Origin of the sequence: Myxococcus dinghuensis, from assembly GCF_024198235.1 — a bacterium.
Lineage (GTDB): Bacteria > Myxococcota > Myxococcia > Myxococcales > Myxococcaceae > Myxococcus > Myxococcus dinghuensis.
Genome location: NZ_JAKCFB010000078.1, coordinates 1 through 14,575, shown reverse-complemented (window position 1 = coordinate 14,575; position 14,575 = coordinate 1). Strand labels below are relative to the sequence as shown.

Annotated in this window: 15 protein-coding genes and 2 tRNA genes; 7 read left to right on the top strand and 10 right to left on the bottom strand. The window is 71.1% G+C overall.

The features are described from left to right. The coding region (locus LZ198_RS41915; RefSeq protein ID WP_253977791.1) for a CheR family methyltransferase at window positions 1-887 on the bottom strand (887 nt) is incomplete at its 3' end. After that, window positions 884-1,447 carry a chemotaxis protein CheW gene (locus LZ198_RS41910; protein WP_253977790.1) on the bottom strand — a complete coding sequence of 188 codons (564 nt, stop codon included), beginning with the start codon at window positions 1,445-1,447 and terminating at the stop codon, window positions 884-886. The genes LZ198_RS41915 and LZ198_RS41910, both read right to left, overlap by 4 nt. Window positions 1,448-1,696: 249 nt before the next feature. Here LZ198_RS41910 and LZ198_RS41905 point away from each other — a divergent pair, with 249 nt between their 5' ends. Further along, window positions 1,697-3,754 (top strand): TonB family protein, encoded by a 2,058-nt coding sequence (locus LZ198_RS41905; protein WP_253977789.1) that lies wholly within the window; start codon window positions 1,697-1,699, stop codon window positions 3,752-3,754. 37 nt (window positions 3,755-3,791) lie between these two features. Here LZ198_RS41905 and LZ198_RS41900 read toward each other — a convergent pair whose 3' ends face one another. Genes LZ198_RS41900 through LZ198_RS41885 form a run of 4 tightly spaced genes read right to left on the bottom strand, consistent with a single transcriptional unit; the run spans window position 3,792 to window position 6,916 of the window. Next, window positions 3,792-4,508 carry an HAD family hydrolase gene (locus LZ198_RS41900; protein ID WP_253977788.1) on the bottom strand — a complete coding sequence of 239 codons (717 nt, stop codon included), beginning with the start codon at window positions 4,506-4,508 and terminating at the stop codon, window positions 3,792-3,794. 28 nt (window positions 4,509-4,536) lie between these two features. After that, window positions 4,537-5,478 (bottom strand): myxosortase-dependent metalloprotease, MXAN_2677/MXAN_2678 family, encoded by a 942-nt coding sequence (locus tag LZ198_RS41895; RefSeq protein ID WP_253977787.1) that lies wholly within the window; start codon window positions 5,476-5,478, stop codon window positions 4,537-4,539. Continuing rightward, window positions 5,475-6,362, bottom strand: a complete 888-nt coding sequence (locus tag LZ198_RS41890; protein ID WP_253977786.1) for a myxosortase-dependent metalloprotease, MXAN_2677/MXAN_2678 family — start codon at window positions 6,360-6,362, stop codon at window positions 5,475-5,477. The genes LZ198_RS41895 and LZ198_RS41890 overlap by 4 nt, the downstream gene beginning before the upstream one ends. Continuing rightward, complete coding sequence (locus LZ198_RS41885) at window positions 6,359-6,916, bottom strand: hypothetical protein (RefSeq protein ID WP_253977785.1); 558 nt, start codon at window positions 6,914-6,916, stop codon at window positions 6,359-6,361. The genes LZ198_RS41890 and LZ198_RS41885 overlap by 4 nt, the downstream gene beginning before the upstream one ends. A gap of 91 nt (window positions 6,917-7,007) precedes the next feature. Between LZ198_RS41885 and gltX the strand changes: the two genes are divergently transcribed. From gltX to LZ198_RS41865, 4 genes are all read left to right on the top strand, one after another. Then, entirely contained in the window at window positions 7,008-8,447 is a 1,440-nt protein-coding gene (gltX, locus tag LZ198_RS41880) for a glutamate--tRNA ligase (RefSeq protein ID WP_253977784.1), read from the top strand. Between the two features lie 56 nt (window positions 8,448-8,503). Then, on the top strand, window positions 8,504-8,911 hold the full coding sequence (locus tag LZ198_RS41875) for a hypothetical protein (RefSeq protein WP_253977783.1): 408 nt from the start codon (window positions 8,504-8,506) through the stop codon (window positions 8,909-8,911). A 61-nt stretch (window positions 8,912-8,972) separates the two neighbouring features. Then, window positions 8,973-9,043, top strand: a tRNA-Gln gene (locus LZ198_RS41870). A 122-nt stretch (window positions 9,044-9,165) separates the two neighbouring features. Next, window positions 9,166-9,237 (top strand) — tRNA-Glu (locus tag LZ198_RS41865). Between the two features lie 221 nt (window positions 9,238-9,458). Here LZ198_RS41865 and LZ198_RS41860 read toward each other — a convergent pair. After that, window positions 9,459-10,430: a response regulator gene (locus LZ198_RS41860; protein WP_253977782.1), complete on the bottom strand. Its 972-nt coding sequence runs from the start codon at window positions 10,428-10,430 to the stop codon at window positions 9,459-9,461. A gap of 70 nt (window positions 10,431-10,500) precedes the next feature. Between LZ198_RS41860 and LZ198_RS41855 the strand changes: the two genes are divergently transcribed. Continuing rightward, window positions 10,501-11,085: a hypothetical protein gene (locus tag LZ198_RS41855; protein WP_253977781.1), complete on the top strand. Its 585-nt coding sequence runs from the start codon at window positions 10,501-10,503 to the stop codon at window positions 11,083-11,085. On the opposite strand, the gene LZ198_RS41850 is transcribed toward LZ198_RS41855, so the two are convergent. Together LZ198_RS41850 and LZ198_RS41845 are read right to left on the bottom strand one after the other, a co-directional pair. Beyond that, on the bottom strand, window positions 11,057-12,214 hold the full coding sequence (locus LZ198_RS41850) for a sensor histidine kinase (RefSeq protein ID WP_253977780.1): 1,158 nt from the start codon (window positions 12,212-12,214) through the stop codon (window positions 11,057-11,059). The two genes, LZ198_RS41855 and LZ198_RS41850, sit on opposite strands and share 29 nt — an antisense overlap. 238 nt (window positions 12,215-12,452) lie before the next feature. Beyond that, window positions 12,453-12,731, bottom strand: coding sequence for a DUF2795 domain-containing protein (locus LZ198_RS41845; RefSeq protein ID WP_253977779.1), 279 nt, complete (start codon window positions 12,729-12,731; stop codon window positions 12,453-12,455). A 181-nt stretch (window positions 12,732-12,912) separates the two neighbouring features. On the opposite strand from LZ198_RS41845, the gene LZ198_RS41840 reads away from it, so the two are divergent. Beyond that, on the top strand, window positions 12,913-13,158 hold the full coding sequence (locus LZ198_RS41840) for a hypothetical protein (protein WP_253977778.1): 246 nt from the start codon (window positions 12,913-12,915) through the stop codon (window positions 13,156-13,158). A gap of 67 nt (window positions 13,159-13,225) precedes the next feature. On the opposite strand, the gene LZ198_RS41835 is transcribed toward LZ198_RS41840, so the two are convergent. Beyond that, a partial coding sequence (locus LZ198_RS41835) for a pyruvate dehydrogenase complex dihydrolipoamide acetyltransferase (protein WP_323383466.1) occupies window positions 13,226-14,575 on the bottom strand: 1,350 nt, incomplete at its 5' end.

Genomic DNA, 14,575 nt, shown 5'->3' with positions numbered 1-14,575 from the left:
GGCAGGGCCAGCGGCGTGGGCCGGGGCGCGGGGGGCGGCCGGGGCCGGGGCGGCGGCGCGGCGACCTGGGGCGCGGGCCGCGTCCATCCCGGAGGCGGCACCCGCAGGGCGACCGAGCCCTCCGCGTCGAGCGTCTCCAGCCCCAGCCCGTTGGCGAGCGGCACCTCCGCGGGCGCCACGAAGAGGAGCCCTCCGGGCGCGAGCGCGGAGACGAAGCGCTCCAGCACCGCGCGCACCAGGTCCGGCTGGAAGTAGATGAGCACGTTGCGGCAGAAGATGGCGCTCAGCCCCATCAGCGGCGGCGGCTCCACCGCCAGGTTGTGGCGGCGGAACTCCACCATGCGGCGCACCTGCGCCGAGACGTAGACCTGCTCGCCCTGCGGCTCCAGGAAGCGCGCCTCCAGGTGCGGCTCCACGCGGCGCAGGGACCAGTGGCCGTAGAGCCCCTCGCGCGCCCGGTCCAACGCGCGGTTGGACACGTCCGTGGCGAGCACGCGCGCGCTTCCCTCGGGGATGCCCGCGGCCAAGAGGGCCATGGCGATGCTGTAGGGCTCCTCGCCGGTGGCGCAGCCCGCGCTCCAGACATGGACGTAGGGCCCCGTGTGCGGCAGGGCCAGCCGCGCCAGCGAGCGCAGGTGCTCCGGGTGGCGGAAGAAGTACGTCTCGCCGATGACGGCGTGCTCGATGAACGTCTCCACCGCCGCGGCGTCCCGGCGCCGCAGGGCCCGCAGGAAGGCCTCCGGCTCCACGCCCCTCGCGCCGGCCGAGCGCGTCAGCGCCGCCTCCAGCGAGCGGCGCAGGCTGTGCGCCAGCGTCAGGCCACACGCCTCGCGCAGCACCTCCTCGACCTGCGCGAGCGTCGTGTCGTCGAGGACGGCCTCGCTCACGGCGCCTCCGCACCCGTCAGGACGGCGGAGATGCGCAGCAGCGGGCGGACCCCCTCCGGCGTGCGGCACAGCCCCGCCATCAGCCCCGTCGCGTCCCAGGGCAGCGACACCGCCCCCTCGGGCGTGCCGTCCACCAGCAGCGGCGCCTCCACCAGATCCCTCACCCGGTCCACCAGCAGCGCCACCGTGCGCGCGCCCTTGCAGATGACCAGGTGCGAGTCCAGCTCCGGCTGGCGCACGACGCCGAGCAGGGCGGAAAGATCCACCGCCACCGCCGGACTGCCCCGGTAGACGAACGTGCCCAGGATATGGGGAGGAGCGCCTGGCAGGGGCTCCAGCTCCACCAGGCGCACCACCTCCTGCACCGCGTCCGCGGCGAGCAGCGCGCTCGTGCCCGCCGCGTCGAGGGTGAGGTAGAGGCCCGGCAGCCGCAGCTCGCCGGAGAGCGAGGCGAGCTCACGGCGCAGCCGGGCCTGTTCGGCCTCCAGCGCGCCCAGGCGCTCTTCCACGGAAGCTCTTCGCAGCTGCGCGTCGAGAGGGGGAGTCGGAGTGTCGGCCATGAGGGGGCTCCGCGTGCATCGACCCTGATGCGCGGAGAGTGTCACGCTAGTCCGGCGCGCGAAGAACCGTCAATGCGGGGTAGGCGTGTTCCGGCCCACATCCGGCGCCCGGAGATGTGTGCTGGAGACCTCGAGGGGCGTCCTGGATCAGACAACCTCGGGGGAGTGCGTCCGGAAGTGAAGATATGGTTTGATGCGTTCCTGCCACGCTCCTGGAGATTCCATGTTGCTTGTTGTCAGGGGGTACGAATGATCAAGGGCGACTCGCCGAACCCCGAGACGCCTGCCGCGGCGGGCGCGGATCCGCTCATCGGTCGGACCCTGAACGGCCGGTTCAGCATCCTGGAGCCCCTTGGTGTAGGCGGCATGGGCAAGGTCTACCGCGCCTTGCAAGCCCCCCTCGAGCGGGTCGTGGCGCTCAAGGTCCTCAACCCCTCCTTCCAGAGCAGCAGGGACCCCGGGTTCCAGAAGCGCTTCCTGCGCGAGGCGTCGCTGACGTCGAAGCTGCGCCACCCCAACACCGTCACCGTCATCGACTACGGGCAGACGGACGACGGCATCTATTACATCGCCATGGAGTACCTGGATGGGCGCACGCTCGCCCAGGTGCTCGGGCAGGTGGGGCCGCTGGCGTGGTCGCGCGCCGTCGCCGTCGCCCAGCAGATCTGCCGCTCGCTGCGCGAGGCGCACAGCCTGGGCATCATCCACCGGGACCTGAAGCCAGCCAACATCATGCTCCTCAACGAGCAGGATCAGGACCTGGTGAAGGTGCTGGACTTCGGCCTGGTCAAGTCCGTGGCCGCGCCCCAGGAGGGGCAGATCTCCCCGGAGATCACCCAGAACGGCACGTTCCTCGGCTCGCCGCAGTACATGGCGCCGGAGCAGGCGCGCAACGCGACGGACGCGCGCAGCGACGTGTACTCGCTGGGCATCGTCCTCTACCAGATGCTGATGGGCCGCCCGCCCTTCATCGCGCGCGACCACATCGAGCTCATCTTCGCCCATTACAAGGAAGCGCCGCCCACCTTCCAGCAACTGCGCCCGGACATCGCGGTGCCGCCTGAAATCGAGGCCGTGGTGCGCCGCTGCCTGGAGAAGGACCCGGCCCGCCGCTACCAGACGATGGACGAGCTGCTCGAGGGCCTGCGCGAGGCGAGCATGTCCGCGGGCGGCAACAGCGGCATCTTCAAGCGCCCCGGCGGCGCCACCACCACGGGCCCCTACCCTTCCCCGCCGCTGTTCTCCAGCGTGGCCACCCCGCCGACCGACTCGGGTGACACCCTCGCGGTGGACATCAGCGTGGAGGTCCCCAAGGCCGTCCAGCGCGCCCGGCAGCGCACGCTGCTGATGGGTGGGCTCGGCGGCGTGGTGGTCGCGGGCCTCATCGCGGGAGGCGCCATCCTCTTCATGGGCCGGGGCGAGTCCGCGAAGCCCGCCGAGCCCAAGCCCGAGGCCCCGGTGGCCCAGGCGCCGGTCGCGCCCCCCGTGGCGCCGCCGCAGGAGGCCGCGGCCCCCGTGGCCGGCCAGAAGGTGCGCTTCAAGCTGATGAGCCAGCCGACGGGCGCGCGCGTCTTCTACCGGGGCAAGGAGCGCGGCGTGACGCCGTTCACGCTCGAGCTGCCCTCGGGCCAGGATGGCTCCATCATGGTGGAGCTGACCTTCGTGCTGGACGGCTACCAGATGGAGACGGTCGTCACCGGCGGCTCCGGTGACGTGGTGCTGTCGCAGAAGCTCCAGAAGCGCCGGGGTGGACGCGGCGGTGGTACCGGCAGCGTGGAGGTCGCGACCGCGACCTCGGCCGAAGACGTGGACATGCCCGAGCCCGTGGCGACGCCCGGCGGAATGTCCGCGCCGGTGATGCTCGCCCCCACGCAGGCCCCCGCCCCCGAGGCCGCCGCGCCCCCGCCGACCGAGGGGGCCGTGGGCGCCGCGGCGGCGACGCAGGCCAAGGGCGTGTCGGGAGGCCTCGCGGTGCCGGTGCTGCCCACGGGCGCGCTGGCGTCCGCGCGCGGCGACGTGTTGCCCTACAACGACGAGATGTCCCGCCCGGAGATGCTCGAAGGCAAGGACCTCGTGTACACGCGCGAGGCGATGGCCGCGAAGTCCGAGGGCGTGATGATCGTCCGCTGCACCATCACCACGAAGGGGCACGTGGAGAACTGCCGCATCATCCGGCCGGTGCGCCACATGGAGACCGCGGTGCTCGAGGCGCTCCAGTCGCGCACGTACAAGCCCATCACCTACCAGGGGCACCCGGTGAACGTGAACTACACGTTCACCATGCGCCTGGTCGCGCCGCGCCGTTGACGGCCACGCCCCCGGGCCTCGACGCGCGACTTCGCGCTCAGGGCTCGGGGGTCGACAGCACCACGGACGCGGGCGGAGACGATGCGACGCCCCGTTCGGGGACACCCCAGTCCACCACCGGCCACCCCCGCTTGCGCGCCTCGCGCGCGAGCCGGTGGTCCGGGTGCACCGCCACCGGCTGCCCCACCACCTCGAGCGTCGGCAGGTCCGAGTACGAGTCCGAGTAGAAGGCGCACGCCGAGAGCGCGACGCCCCACTCGCTCGCGTAGGCCTGGGCGAGCGTGCGCTTGCCCTCGCCGAAGCAGATGACGCCCAGCGGCCTCCCCGTGTGCTGGCCCCGCGCGTCCACCTCGAGGTGGTTGCACAACACGCCGTCCAGGTGGAGCTCGCGCGCCACCAGGTCCGACAGGTCCTCCGTGGACGAGGTGAGCAGGACCAACCGGTCCCCCGCGCGACGGTGCGCCTCCACCGCCGCCAGGGCCCCGGGCCGGTAGAGCGTCCGCACGGTCTCCGCGTAGAACGCCGCCATGCGCCGGTGGATGGGCGCCGCGGGCAGGCCCGCGAGCCGCGTGAGGAGTCGCGCCAGGGCCGCCTGCATCGGCACGAGGCCCAGGTGGTAGCGCGCGAGCCACAGGCCTGCATGGAGCGCCTGGAGGCGCGTGACATGCCCCAGCGCCCGCTCCCGGCGGACCCACAGCGCGCCCGAGTTGGCGGCGATCAACGTCTTGTCGAGATCGAAGAAGGCAACGGCCACGCCTCAAGGTGGGGCGCGGGCCGTTCCCTCATGCAGCGGCGCGCCGCCGTGCGCCTGGACGGCGCCTCGCGCGCAACAGCGCCAGGGCGGACAGCCACCCGACCGCCGCGAGGGCTCCCGGCGCCGCGTCGCAGCCGGTGCCCCGCCCGTCCGCCTGGAGGACCACGCTCGGGTTGGTGAGCGCGACACACTGGTTGGGGGGCTGGTAGCGCGGGTAGATGGAGCAGAACCCCTCGACGGAGCCCGAGTCGATGACGCGCTTGCGCGTCTCGCCCTCCGGCGCCGTGGGCTGCATGGTGGAGCCCACGTCGGGCACGTGGTCCAGCCCGACGACGTGGCCAATCTCGTGCGTCATGGTGTTCTGCAGGTCCGTGGACACGCAGTTGGGGGCATGCACGCCCACGCACGGAGGCGAGTCCACCGTGGTGAAGAGGAAGCCCGGGTTGTTGTCGGAGTCGGAGGCATTCAGCTCGATGTCCGCGTCCAGCACCCGTCCGTCCGCGAGGCTGTAGGTCGACGTGGTGAGGGCGATGGTCCCCATGCCGTGCTCCCAGCAGTCGTACTGGTTGCCGCACGTCTCCGTGTCCCAGCACACGTCATCCCCGGCCACCACGTCGTCGCACGAGCGCTCGCGGAAGGTGATGATGTTGTAGTTGTCGGAGCGGTGCTCCTTGTCGAAGCCCACCACGACCTCACGCTTCCAGTCCGCGCTCCGGACGAAGCGGTAGTCGCTGCACGTGCGCGACACGGCCCGCCAGGAATCGAAGGCCGCCTCGATTGCGCCGACCTCCGTGTCCCCCGGCGTGCGTGCGCTACCGGCCGCGTCCAGGTGATAGACGTAGTCGCGCACCGGCCACAGCAGGCACTGCGGCTGGCCCACCACGCGGGTCCTCCGGAAGGAGAAGTCGTCCTGCGCGAACGCGGGCCCGGCCGCGACCACCAGCGCGGCCAGCACGAGGCCGCGACTCATGACGTCGCCTCACGGCGCCGCCGCAGCACGCGCGCCACCACCCAGGCGGAAAGCAGCGGCAGCGACGCACCCGCACCCGCGCCCGTGGCCGTGCAGCCCGCCTTCGGCCCCAGGTCCTCGCTGATGGCGGGGTGCATGCACGCCTGGCTCGGTCCCCCCTTGGCGTAGGCGGAGCACACGAAGCCGCGCGAGCCCGCGTCGATGGTGCGCTTGGAGGTCTCGCCCACGGAGGCGCTCGGGAACATCACCGAGCCCGCCGCGCGCGTGTGGTCCAGACCGAAGAAGTGGCCCACCTCGTGCGTGGCGGCGTTCTGCACGTCCGTCGACACGCAGTTGGTGGTGACGGGCGGGAAGCAGCCGGGGGAGTCCACCGTGGTGAAGGTGTACCGGGCCGCGTTGAAGGTGATGTCCGAGTCGTAGATGATGCCCGAGCGCTTGTCGTACGTGGTGAGGGTGATGGCGATGGTCCCCTCGTCGTCGTCCCAGCAGTCGTACTGGTTGCCACACGTGTCGTCGTCCCAGCACTTGTCGTCGGCGGACACCGTCGCGTGACAGTCGCTCGTGCGGTAGAGCACCACGTTGTGGTTCTCCTGGTTGCGCACGTAGCCCGTCTTGCGCTCGTTGATGAGCGGGCCCTCCTGGAGCGTCAGGTTGCCGCAATCCTCGAAGATGTCCTGCCAGCTCCGGAACGAGCGGCGGATGGCCTCGAACTCCGTGTCGCCCGGAGTGCCCGGGTTGCCGGCGGCGTCCTGGTTCCACACGATGCGGTCCGCGGTCCAGAACAGGCACTGGGTCGTCGCGTCGCCGGCCTTCACGCGGCTGCGCACGTACGGGTCGGACTGCCCCAGTGCCAGGGCCACGAGGATGGGAGCGAGGGTCATCACGGAGCGGGCTCCGTCAGCGCCGCGCGGATGGCCGCCTTCAGCTCCGCCAGGGTCCGCGTCTTCTCACGGGTCGCGGTCGGCTTGCGGGTGACGGGGTCGAGGATCAACGCCTCCGTGGCCTCCGGCACCGCGAGGACCGCCGTGCCATCCGCGGCGCGCTGCACCTGGTACTTGCCCTGCGCCTGCCCCGCCAGCCCGAAGGCCTTGCCCCGCTTGCGAAGGAAGACGACGACCTCCTCGCCCTGGCTGAACGAGGCCAGGCCATGCACCACCTGTCCGATGTCCCCCACCTGACCGCCCGCCTGGGTGACGACCACCGTCCCCCCGGGCTGGCCCTTGAGCGACTCGGAGACCTCGATCTCCACGTCCGTGACGATGCGCAGGCCGTCCCCGCTCCAGCGGCTCTGCGTCCGACGGACGACTCCGTGCACGACCGCGTCCGCATCCTTGGAGAGCTGCGCGAGCTCCACCCGAAGCTGCGTGGTGGCGGCCGCCGGCATGCCCCCCAGGAGGGTCACCAGCATCCACGTGCGAAAAAACCGACGAATGGACATACGTGTTCTCTCTCCCTGGATGCGCACCATACCTCAGCGTGCCCGTCCGCGTTGACCCCTTGCCCGCCTCCCTGCTAATCCGCGCGCCCGTATGCCTTCCGCCCCTCGCGTCCGCTTCGCTCCCTCCCCCACGGGTTATCTCCACATCGGCGGTGCTCGCACGGCGCTGATGAACTTCCTGCAGGCCCGGCGCCACGGGGGCACGTTCATCCTTCGCATGGAGGACACCGACCGCGTGCGCTCCACGACGGAGTCGGTGCAGGCCATCCTCGACGGGCTGAACTGGCTGGGCATCGACTGGGACGAGGGACCCGGCAAGGAGGGCCCGCACGCGCCCTACTTCCAGACCCAGCGGCTGGACACCTACAAGAAGCACGCGGACCAGCTCATCGCCGAGGGCAAGGCATATCGCTGCTATTGCACCCGGGCGGACCTCGACGCGCAGCGCGAGGCCACGGAGAAGTCCGGTGGCTTCTTCAAGTACCCGGGCACCTGCCGGGAGCTGAAGGCCCCGCCGCCTGGCCGCCGCGAGGACGAGGCCGTCATCCGCTTCAAGATGCCCTCCGGCGACGGCACCGCGTCGTTCGTCGACAAGGCGCTGGGCGCCATCAGCAAGCCGTACTCGGACCTGGATGACTGGGTCATGCTGCGCGCGGACGGCATCCCGCTCTACAACTTCGGCTGCGTCATCGACGACCACCTGATGGACATCACCCTGGTCGCCCGCGGCCAGGAGCACGTCAACTCCACCTTCCCCCAGTTGATGCTCTACCAGGCGCTGGGATGGACCCCGCCGGAGTTCGCGCACCTGCCGCTCATCCTCGGACCGGACCGCGAGAAGCTGTCCAAGCGCAAGCACCCCGAGGCGGACGTGATGCTCCACAAGCGCACCGGCATCATGCCGGAGGCGCTGAACAACTTCGTCATCCGCCTGGGCTGGAGCCACGGCAACGACGAGGTCATCACCCGCGACCAGATGTTCGAGTGGTTCGACTTCGCGGACGTGGGCACCACCTCCGGCGTGTGGAACCCGGAGAAGCTGCTGTGGCTCAACCAGCAGTGGATGAAGCTGCTGCCGGAGACCACCGTCGCCGAGCGGCTCGTCCCCTTCCTGGAGGCCAAGGGCTTCTCCGTCCAGGGTGACTCGCGGCTGGTGCCCCTGGTGCGCGCCCTGCGCGAGCGCGCCCGCACGCTGGAGGAGATGGCCACCACCGCCTCGCTGTACTTCCGCAAGGGCGTCACGCTCGACGAGAAGGCGGCCGCCAAGCACCTCAGCGGCGACTCGCTGGGGCTCCTGCGCAAGGTGCGCGACGGCATCGCCGCCCTGCCCGAGTGGACGGTCGAGGCGCTGGACGGCGTGGTGAAGTCCGTCAGCGAGTCCTCCGCGGTGGGCATGGGCAAGGTCGCCCAGCCGGTGCGCGTGGCCATCACCGGCAACACCACCAGCCCCGGCATCGGCGAGACGCTGCTGCTGGCCGGCCGCGACGAGGCCCTGTCCCGCATCGACGCCGCGCTCACCCGCGGCGGGTGATGTCAGGACCAGGAACCGGTGGACGACAGGGGTTCCTGCACCTATCTTCACGCCCCATGATGCGTGCGCTTGACACCTCGAATCGTCGTTTCTATAAGGCGCGCCCGCTCGGGGCGGCTCTCTTGGCGCTCTGGGTGACGACGGCGGGCGCCGAGATGGTCAGCGGCGCGCAGCTCCCGGACGGCTCGCAGAAGGTGGGCGAGAATCGATACCGGGCGCCGAAGGACTTCGAGGGCACGCTGGAGTATTACCGCTCGGTCTACTCGACGAGCAGCTACCCCCGCAGACAGATCGTCAACCAGCCGGGCGTGAAGGCGGTACACATCAGCAACCCGTCGGGGAAGAACTTCGCGGGCCTGAATATTTATGAGGCGAACGACGAGGTTCGCATCTACATCGTCCCGACCCAGCAGGCTCCCAAGCCCGCGAAGAAGCCGGAGACGAAGCCGGGCAAGAAGAAGTAGACGCCGCTCGAAGTTGTTGCAGTCGCTGAGCGGTGTTGGTAGTAGAGGCAGCCGCAGTGATTGGGGAATCGTCTAACGGCAGGACAGCAGACTCTGACTCTGCTTATCTAGGTTCGAATCCTAGTTCCCCAGCTTTTGTAGCATCGCAGTCGCAGCAAGAAGTCGCTTCGCAAGCTCGAAATCAAGTGGTTGACGAGAGCAAAACGAAGATGTAGGAAGCAGCAGCAGAAACGCGGTGGTTGAAGAGAAATGTCGGCCCTGTCGTCTAGCGGTTAGGACGGTGCCCTCTCACGGCACAAACTCGGGTTCGAATCCCGGCAGGGTCACTCGGACGCCCACCTTCTGAAAAGAAGGTGGGCGTTCTGCTTTTCAGGCACCGGGGGGCGTGGCGCGAACGCTGACGGACCTGGTCGACACGACTTCGCCGCCTGGCCCTCATCCAGGAGTGGGCCCGCGCCGCCAAGCGCCCCGTCCCCATGACGGAGCGCCTGCGGCTGGCGCTGGACACCGCCCACACGCTCGACGGCTCCGGCGACTCGGCGCCCCGTCACCCCGTGGCGGAGGGGATGCTCTGACGGAAGGCGGCGAGCGCCTCGGCCAGCCTGTCTTGCGCGCGCTGCACACCCCGCCGCAGGAGCAGCATCCGCACCTTCTCCGGTAGCGCGGTCGCGCCCTGCGTGCTGCCGTACCCCACCAGGTCCATGCGCAGGGTGATGGCCTCCAGCAAATCCCCCAGGTCCGCCTGGGGACTGGCCAGCAGGAGGACGTCCGGAGGGCGGCGCTGGAGTCGCTCCGCCAGCGCGCGCCACTGCGGGTCGCCCGTCTCGACGACGACCACGTCCACCGCCTCCAGCTCCGGCGACGCCGAGGACAGGGACTGCACCTCGAAGCCCGCCTCGCGCAGAGCGCCCTGCGCCGCGGGACTGCCCACCACGGCCACCTTCCCCGTGAGTCCCAGCCGCGAGGACTCCTCGTACGCACGCAGCTGCGCCTCCAGCGCCTCGTAGGCCCGCTCCGGCGCGTCCCGTCCGGCGGCGAGCAGGTCGGCGGCCTCGCGCGCCACCTCCCGGGACTGCTCGCGCCCGCGCGCGCCGACGGAGCGGCGCTCCAACGCGGCCCGGACCTTGGCGCGCAGCACCCGCAGGTCGTCGAACGGCTTGAGGATGTAGTCGCTGGCCCCGGCGGCGAAGGCGGCGATGACGGACTCGCTGCTGGCGTAGGCGGTGATCATCAGCGCCTCGAGCGTGGGTTGCAGCTCGCGCGCCCGCGCCACCAGCTCCACCCCGCCCAGGCCGGGCAGGTTCTTGTCCGTCACCAGCACGTCGACGCGCTGCTCGCGCAAGAGGGGCAACGCCTCCTCGGCGCTCGCGGCCACCATCACCACCAGGTCCGGCTCGCGCTCCAACAGGCGGGCGCAGATGTCGAGCACGACCGGCTCGTCGTCCACCACCAGCACCGTCGAGGCGAGCGTTTCCCCCTCCCCACCGTCGCCCTCACCGGTCTCGAACGGGAGATCCATGGCTTTGGAGATTCGCACAGCTTGACGCGGACTTCGAGGCTCGCATGCGTGGCACCGCTATGCTGGGGGCGTGGCGAGCTTCGAGGACGCGCTGCTGGAGAACCGGGTGCCCCCGCTGCTGGGGGATGTGCGGCTGCGTTACGACGGCGGGCGGCTGGTGGGCGAATCCCTCCCGCCTCCGTGGGAGCAGAGAATGCTGCCCGGACTGTGTGTGGGCGTGGGCGTGGGCTGCGCCGTGGGCGCGGTGGTGATGGTGGGGTTCGAGTCGGGGACGCTGCCCGCCGCCGCCCTGGGGCTGGGAGTGCTGGCCGCTTCACTGGTGGGGCTGGCGCTGCGGCTGGAGTCGCGCATGGCGCGGCGGCGCTTCGTGCTGCACTTCCGCTCGGAGACGCTGCGGCTGGAGCAACTGGCGTGGACGCCGGGCGCGACGCGCGCGCGGTTGATTCCGTTCGACGCCGTGCGCGCGGTGCACCTGGTGGAGCGCCCCGGGCCTCGCTACGCGCTGGTGGTGGAGTACGCCCAGGAGAAGGAGGAGACGCAGCGGGCCGTGCTCGTGGAGGCGGTGCGCGCCGCGGAGGGCGAGACGCTCCACCGCGTGTGGCGCATGCTGAGCAACGCCTTCGGGCTCAGAGGGGCGGGGCTCGCCGGAGGGTGATTTCGATGTCCGTGCCCTCGCCGGGCGTGGACGACAGCCGCAGACTGCCACCGGCCTGCGTCACCAGCTCGCGGCAGATGGACAGGCCCAGCCCCGTGCCGATGCCCACCGGCTTGGTGGTGAACAGCGGCTGGAAGACGCGCTCCTGCAGGTCCACCGGGATGCCACAGCCGTTGTCGGCCACCGTCAGCACCACGTCCTCGGCACGCACCGTCCAGCGCACCTCGATGCGCCCCTGGCGTCCCGTGCCGGACATGGCCTGCGCGGCGTTGACGACCAGGTTGAGCAGCACCTGGCACAGCTTCACCGGGCCGAAGACGACCCGCACCGCCTCGCCGCTGCTCGTCAGCCGGGCCCGCTCGCGCACCTCGGCGCGCGCCAGCTTCACCGCGAAGGACACGACCTCCGCCACGTCCGCGGTCGCCTCCATGTCCTCGCCCCGCGCCTGCGCGCGCAGGCCCAGCGCCACCTGCCGCAGATGTTCGGCGCCGTCCGACAGGTCCTTGATGAGCGCGGGCAGGTCCTCCACCGTCTCCGCCACCGCCGTGTTCGGGTCCGCCTGGAGGTGCTTGGACACGTACTGGATGACGCCCGCGAGGTCGCGCTGGAGCGACGTCACGTTCTGCGAAAGGTAGCCCACCGGCCCCATCAGCTCGTGCGCGATGCCGGCCGTCACCTGCCCCAGCGTGGCCAGACGCTCCGACTTCATCATCCGCCCTTCCACCTCGCGGATGCGCAGCTCCAACCGGGCGATCTTCAGCGCGTCGTCCAGCGCGGCCTGCAGCTCCGAACGGTCCCACGGCTTGACGAAGTAGCGCGTCACCTGGCCGCGGTTCACCGCGTCGATGACGGCCTGCATGTCCGCGTACGCCGTGACGAGCATGCGCTTGGCGTCCGGCGCGATGGAGCGCGCCCGCTCGAGCAGCTCCACCCCCGTCATCCCCGGCATGCGCTGGTCCGACAGCACCACGCCGATCTCCCCCTTGCGCTGCTCCAGCAGGGCCAGCGCCTCGGCGGGCGACGAGCTGCGGAAGATGCGGAAGCGCTGCCCGAAGTTCGCGTCGAACACGCGCAGGTTCAAGGCGTCATCGTCGACGTAGAGCACCGCGGGCAGTTCAGACGGATTCATGACGCTCCTCCTGGCCGGCGATCCCACGGAGGGGCCAGGCTGGTGCCGCCTAGAATAGCGCCTCCTCCGACTCCCGTTCCCCTGGGTGGCGAAGGAACCGTTCCCCCGTGACTCAACGCCTTCCCGACTCTAGAGCAACCGGACAGGTTTGACTCCAAGGAAAATCCGGATCGGGATGGGGTGTCCGCCCGCTCGTTCAGCGAGCGGGCCGGCCACGGGCACGCGAGGCGCGAAGGGTTCAGCGCGCGGAGGGGGCGGCGGGGGTGCGCGCGTCCGGCGCCGGCGCCTCATGGGCGGGGGCCTTCTGCAGCGCCTCGGCCACGGCCTCCAGGGAGGAGAACTCCCCGGGCGGGAGCGCGGCGAGCAGGGAGAGCACCGTGGCGGAGGCCTCGTTCTCCCGTGCCACCCAGGACAGCTCCTCGCGGGTGAGCGGGAAGACGGCGCCACCGAGGGCCTCGTGCAACCCGACTCGTGCTTCCAACTCCGACACACCCTGGACGAACCGTTCGCGTGTCATGTCGTCGTTCATTGAGGTGAAGTTAAGCAGCGAACCGAAAAGGCTGCTGGTCTTTTTTCGCGCCCGCCCAGCGGGCGTGGGGCCAGGCCCGCCGCGTGCCCCCGGGTGGCCGCGCGCCCCCGCGTGCCCCACCGTTGGGTCGGGTCCCCACCATCCCCCCGTCTCGAAGGAGGAACGCGTCATGGCGCACCAGGACACGAAGGACGACGTGCCGCGCAACGCGAAGCGCGACAGCGAATACGTGGAGCACATCGAACACGTCGAGGCCACCCGGCCGGAGCCCTGGCCAGGCATCCCCGGACGCTCGCTCGACGACGAGCAGGAGCTGCCCACCGGCACGCCGCGCGACCAACAGGCGAGCGTGACGCGCGAGCAACGACGCCTGGAGGAGGAAGAAGCCGGCGACGACGGGTCGACACGGCGCTAGCCGGTGCCCTCCCCGCCCCCGTGCGCCGGGACACTTCCGGACGGCACGGGGGACGGGCGGACGCGGCCTAGAACAGCAGCCGCGTCGGATGCTCCAGCAGGCCCCGGAGCTCCCGCAGGAACTCCGCGCCGATGGCGCCGTCGACGATGCGGTGGTCGCACGACAGGGTCGCCGACATCATCTTGCGCACGACGATCTGCCCGTCGCGCACGACCGCCTTGTCCGTCACCGCGCCCACCGCGAGGATGGACGCCTGCGGCGGGTTGATGATGGCCGCGAAGTTGTCGATGCCGTACATGCCCAGGTTGCTCACGGTGATGGAGCCGCCCGTGTACTCGTCGGGCTTGAGGGCCCGCTTGCGGGCGCGCTCCGCCAGCTCGCGGATCTCCGTGGACAACTGCTGCAGCCCCTTCTGGTCCGCGTCACGCACGATGGGCGTGATGAGGCCCTGCTCCAGCGCCACCGCGATGCCCACGTCCACCGAGCCGTGGTGGATGACCTGGTCGCCCTGGAGCGACACGTTGACGCGCGGGTAGCGGCGGACCGCCATGGCCACGGCCTTCACGATGAGGTCGTTGACGGAGACCTTGAGCTCCATCGCCTTGGCCTCCTCGCGGACCTTCACCGCCGCGTCCATCTCCACCTCGATGGTGAGATAGAAGTGCGGCACGCCGGGCTTCACCTCCGTCATCCGCTGCGCGATGACCTTGCGCATGGACGACAGCGGCTCCGTGCGGGCCTCCACCCGAGCGGCCACGGGGGCCGAGGGCGCCTTCTTCGCGACGGTGGGCGCCGCGGTCGCGACCGGAGCCGTGCCGCCCCGAGCCAGCGCCGCCTCGATGTCGCGCTTCACCACGCGACCCGACGGACCCGAGCCCTGCACCTGGTTGATGTCCAGCCCCCGGTCGCGAGCGATCTTCTTCGCCAGCGGGCTGGCGCGCAGACGTCGCCCCGCGGGCGCGGGAGCGGCCTGCGGCGCCTTGGGCGCGGACACGGGCGCCTGCGCCACCGGCGCGGCGGCCGGGGTCGGAGCGGGCGCGGGCTTCGCGGCCGGAGCCGCCGCGGACTTGGCGCCCTTGGCGGTCAGGTACGCGATGGGCGACCCCACCGGGGCCGTCTGGTTCTCGCCGACGACGATCTCCGACAGCGTGCCGTCGTCGTAGGCCTCGATCTCGAGGTTGGACTTGTCCGTCTCCAGCTCGGCGATGGCCTCACCGGAGGAGACCTTGTCCCCCACCTTCTTCAACCACTTGACGATCTTCCCCTCCGTCATCGTCGGGGACAGGCTCGGCATCTGGATGGCGATGCGGCCCTCGGAGCCCCCCGCCGCCGGAGCGGCGGCCGGAGCCGGAGCGGCCGCCGGAGCGACGGGCGCGGGGGCCGGGGCGACGGGCGCCGGAGCGGGCGCGGAACCGCC

Bases quoted from the DNA above. Each gene is read 5' to 3' on its own strand.
- LZ198_RS41910 (WP_253977790.1), bottom strand. From the start codon at position 1,447: ATGGCCGACACTCCGACTCCCCCTCTCGACGCGCAGCTGCGAAGAGCT.
- LZ198_RS41905 (WP_253977789.1), top strand. From the start codon at position 1,697: ATGATCAAGGGCGACTCGCCGAACCCCGAGACGCCTGCCGCGGCGGGC.
- LZ198_RS41895 (WP_253977787.1), bottom strand. From the start codon at position 5,478: ATGAGTCGCGGCCTCGTGCTGGCCGCGCTGGTGGTCGCGGCCGGGCCC.
- LZ198_RS41885 (WP_253977785.1), bottom strand. From the start codon at position 6,916: ATGTCCATTCGTCGGTTTTTTCGCACGTGGATGCTGGTGACCCTCCTG.
- gltX (WP_253977784.1), top strand. From the start codon at position 7,008: ATGCCTTCCGCCCCTCGCGTCCGCTTCGCTCCCTCCCCCACGGGTTAT.
- LZ198_RS41875 (WP_253977783.1), top strand. From the start codon at position 8,504: ATGATGCGTGCGCTTGACACCTCGAATCGTCGTTTCTATAAGGCGCGC.
- LZ198_RS41860 (WP_253977782.1), bottom strand. From the start codon at position 10,430: ATGGATCTCCCGTTCGAGACCGGTGAGGGCGACGGTGGGGAGGGGGAA.
- LZ198_RS41850 (WP_253977780.1), bottom strand. From the start codon at position 12,214: ATGAATCCGTCTGAACTGCCCGCGGTGCTCTACGTCGACGATGACGCC.
- LZ198_RS41845 (WP_253977779.1), bottom strand. From the start codon at position 12,731: ATGACACGCGAACGGTTCGTCCAGGGTGTGTCGGAGTTGGAAGCACGA.
- LZ198_RS41840 (WP_253977778.1), top strand. From the start codon at position 12,913: ATGGCGCACCAGGACACGAAGGACGACGTGCCGCGCAACGCGAAGCGC.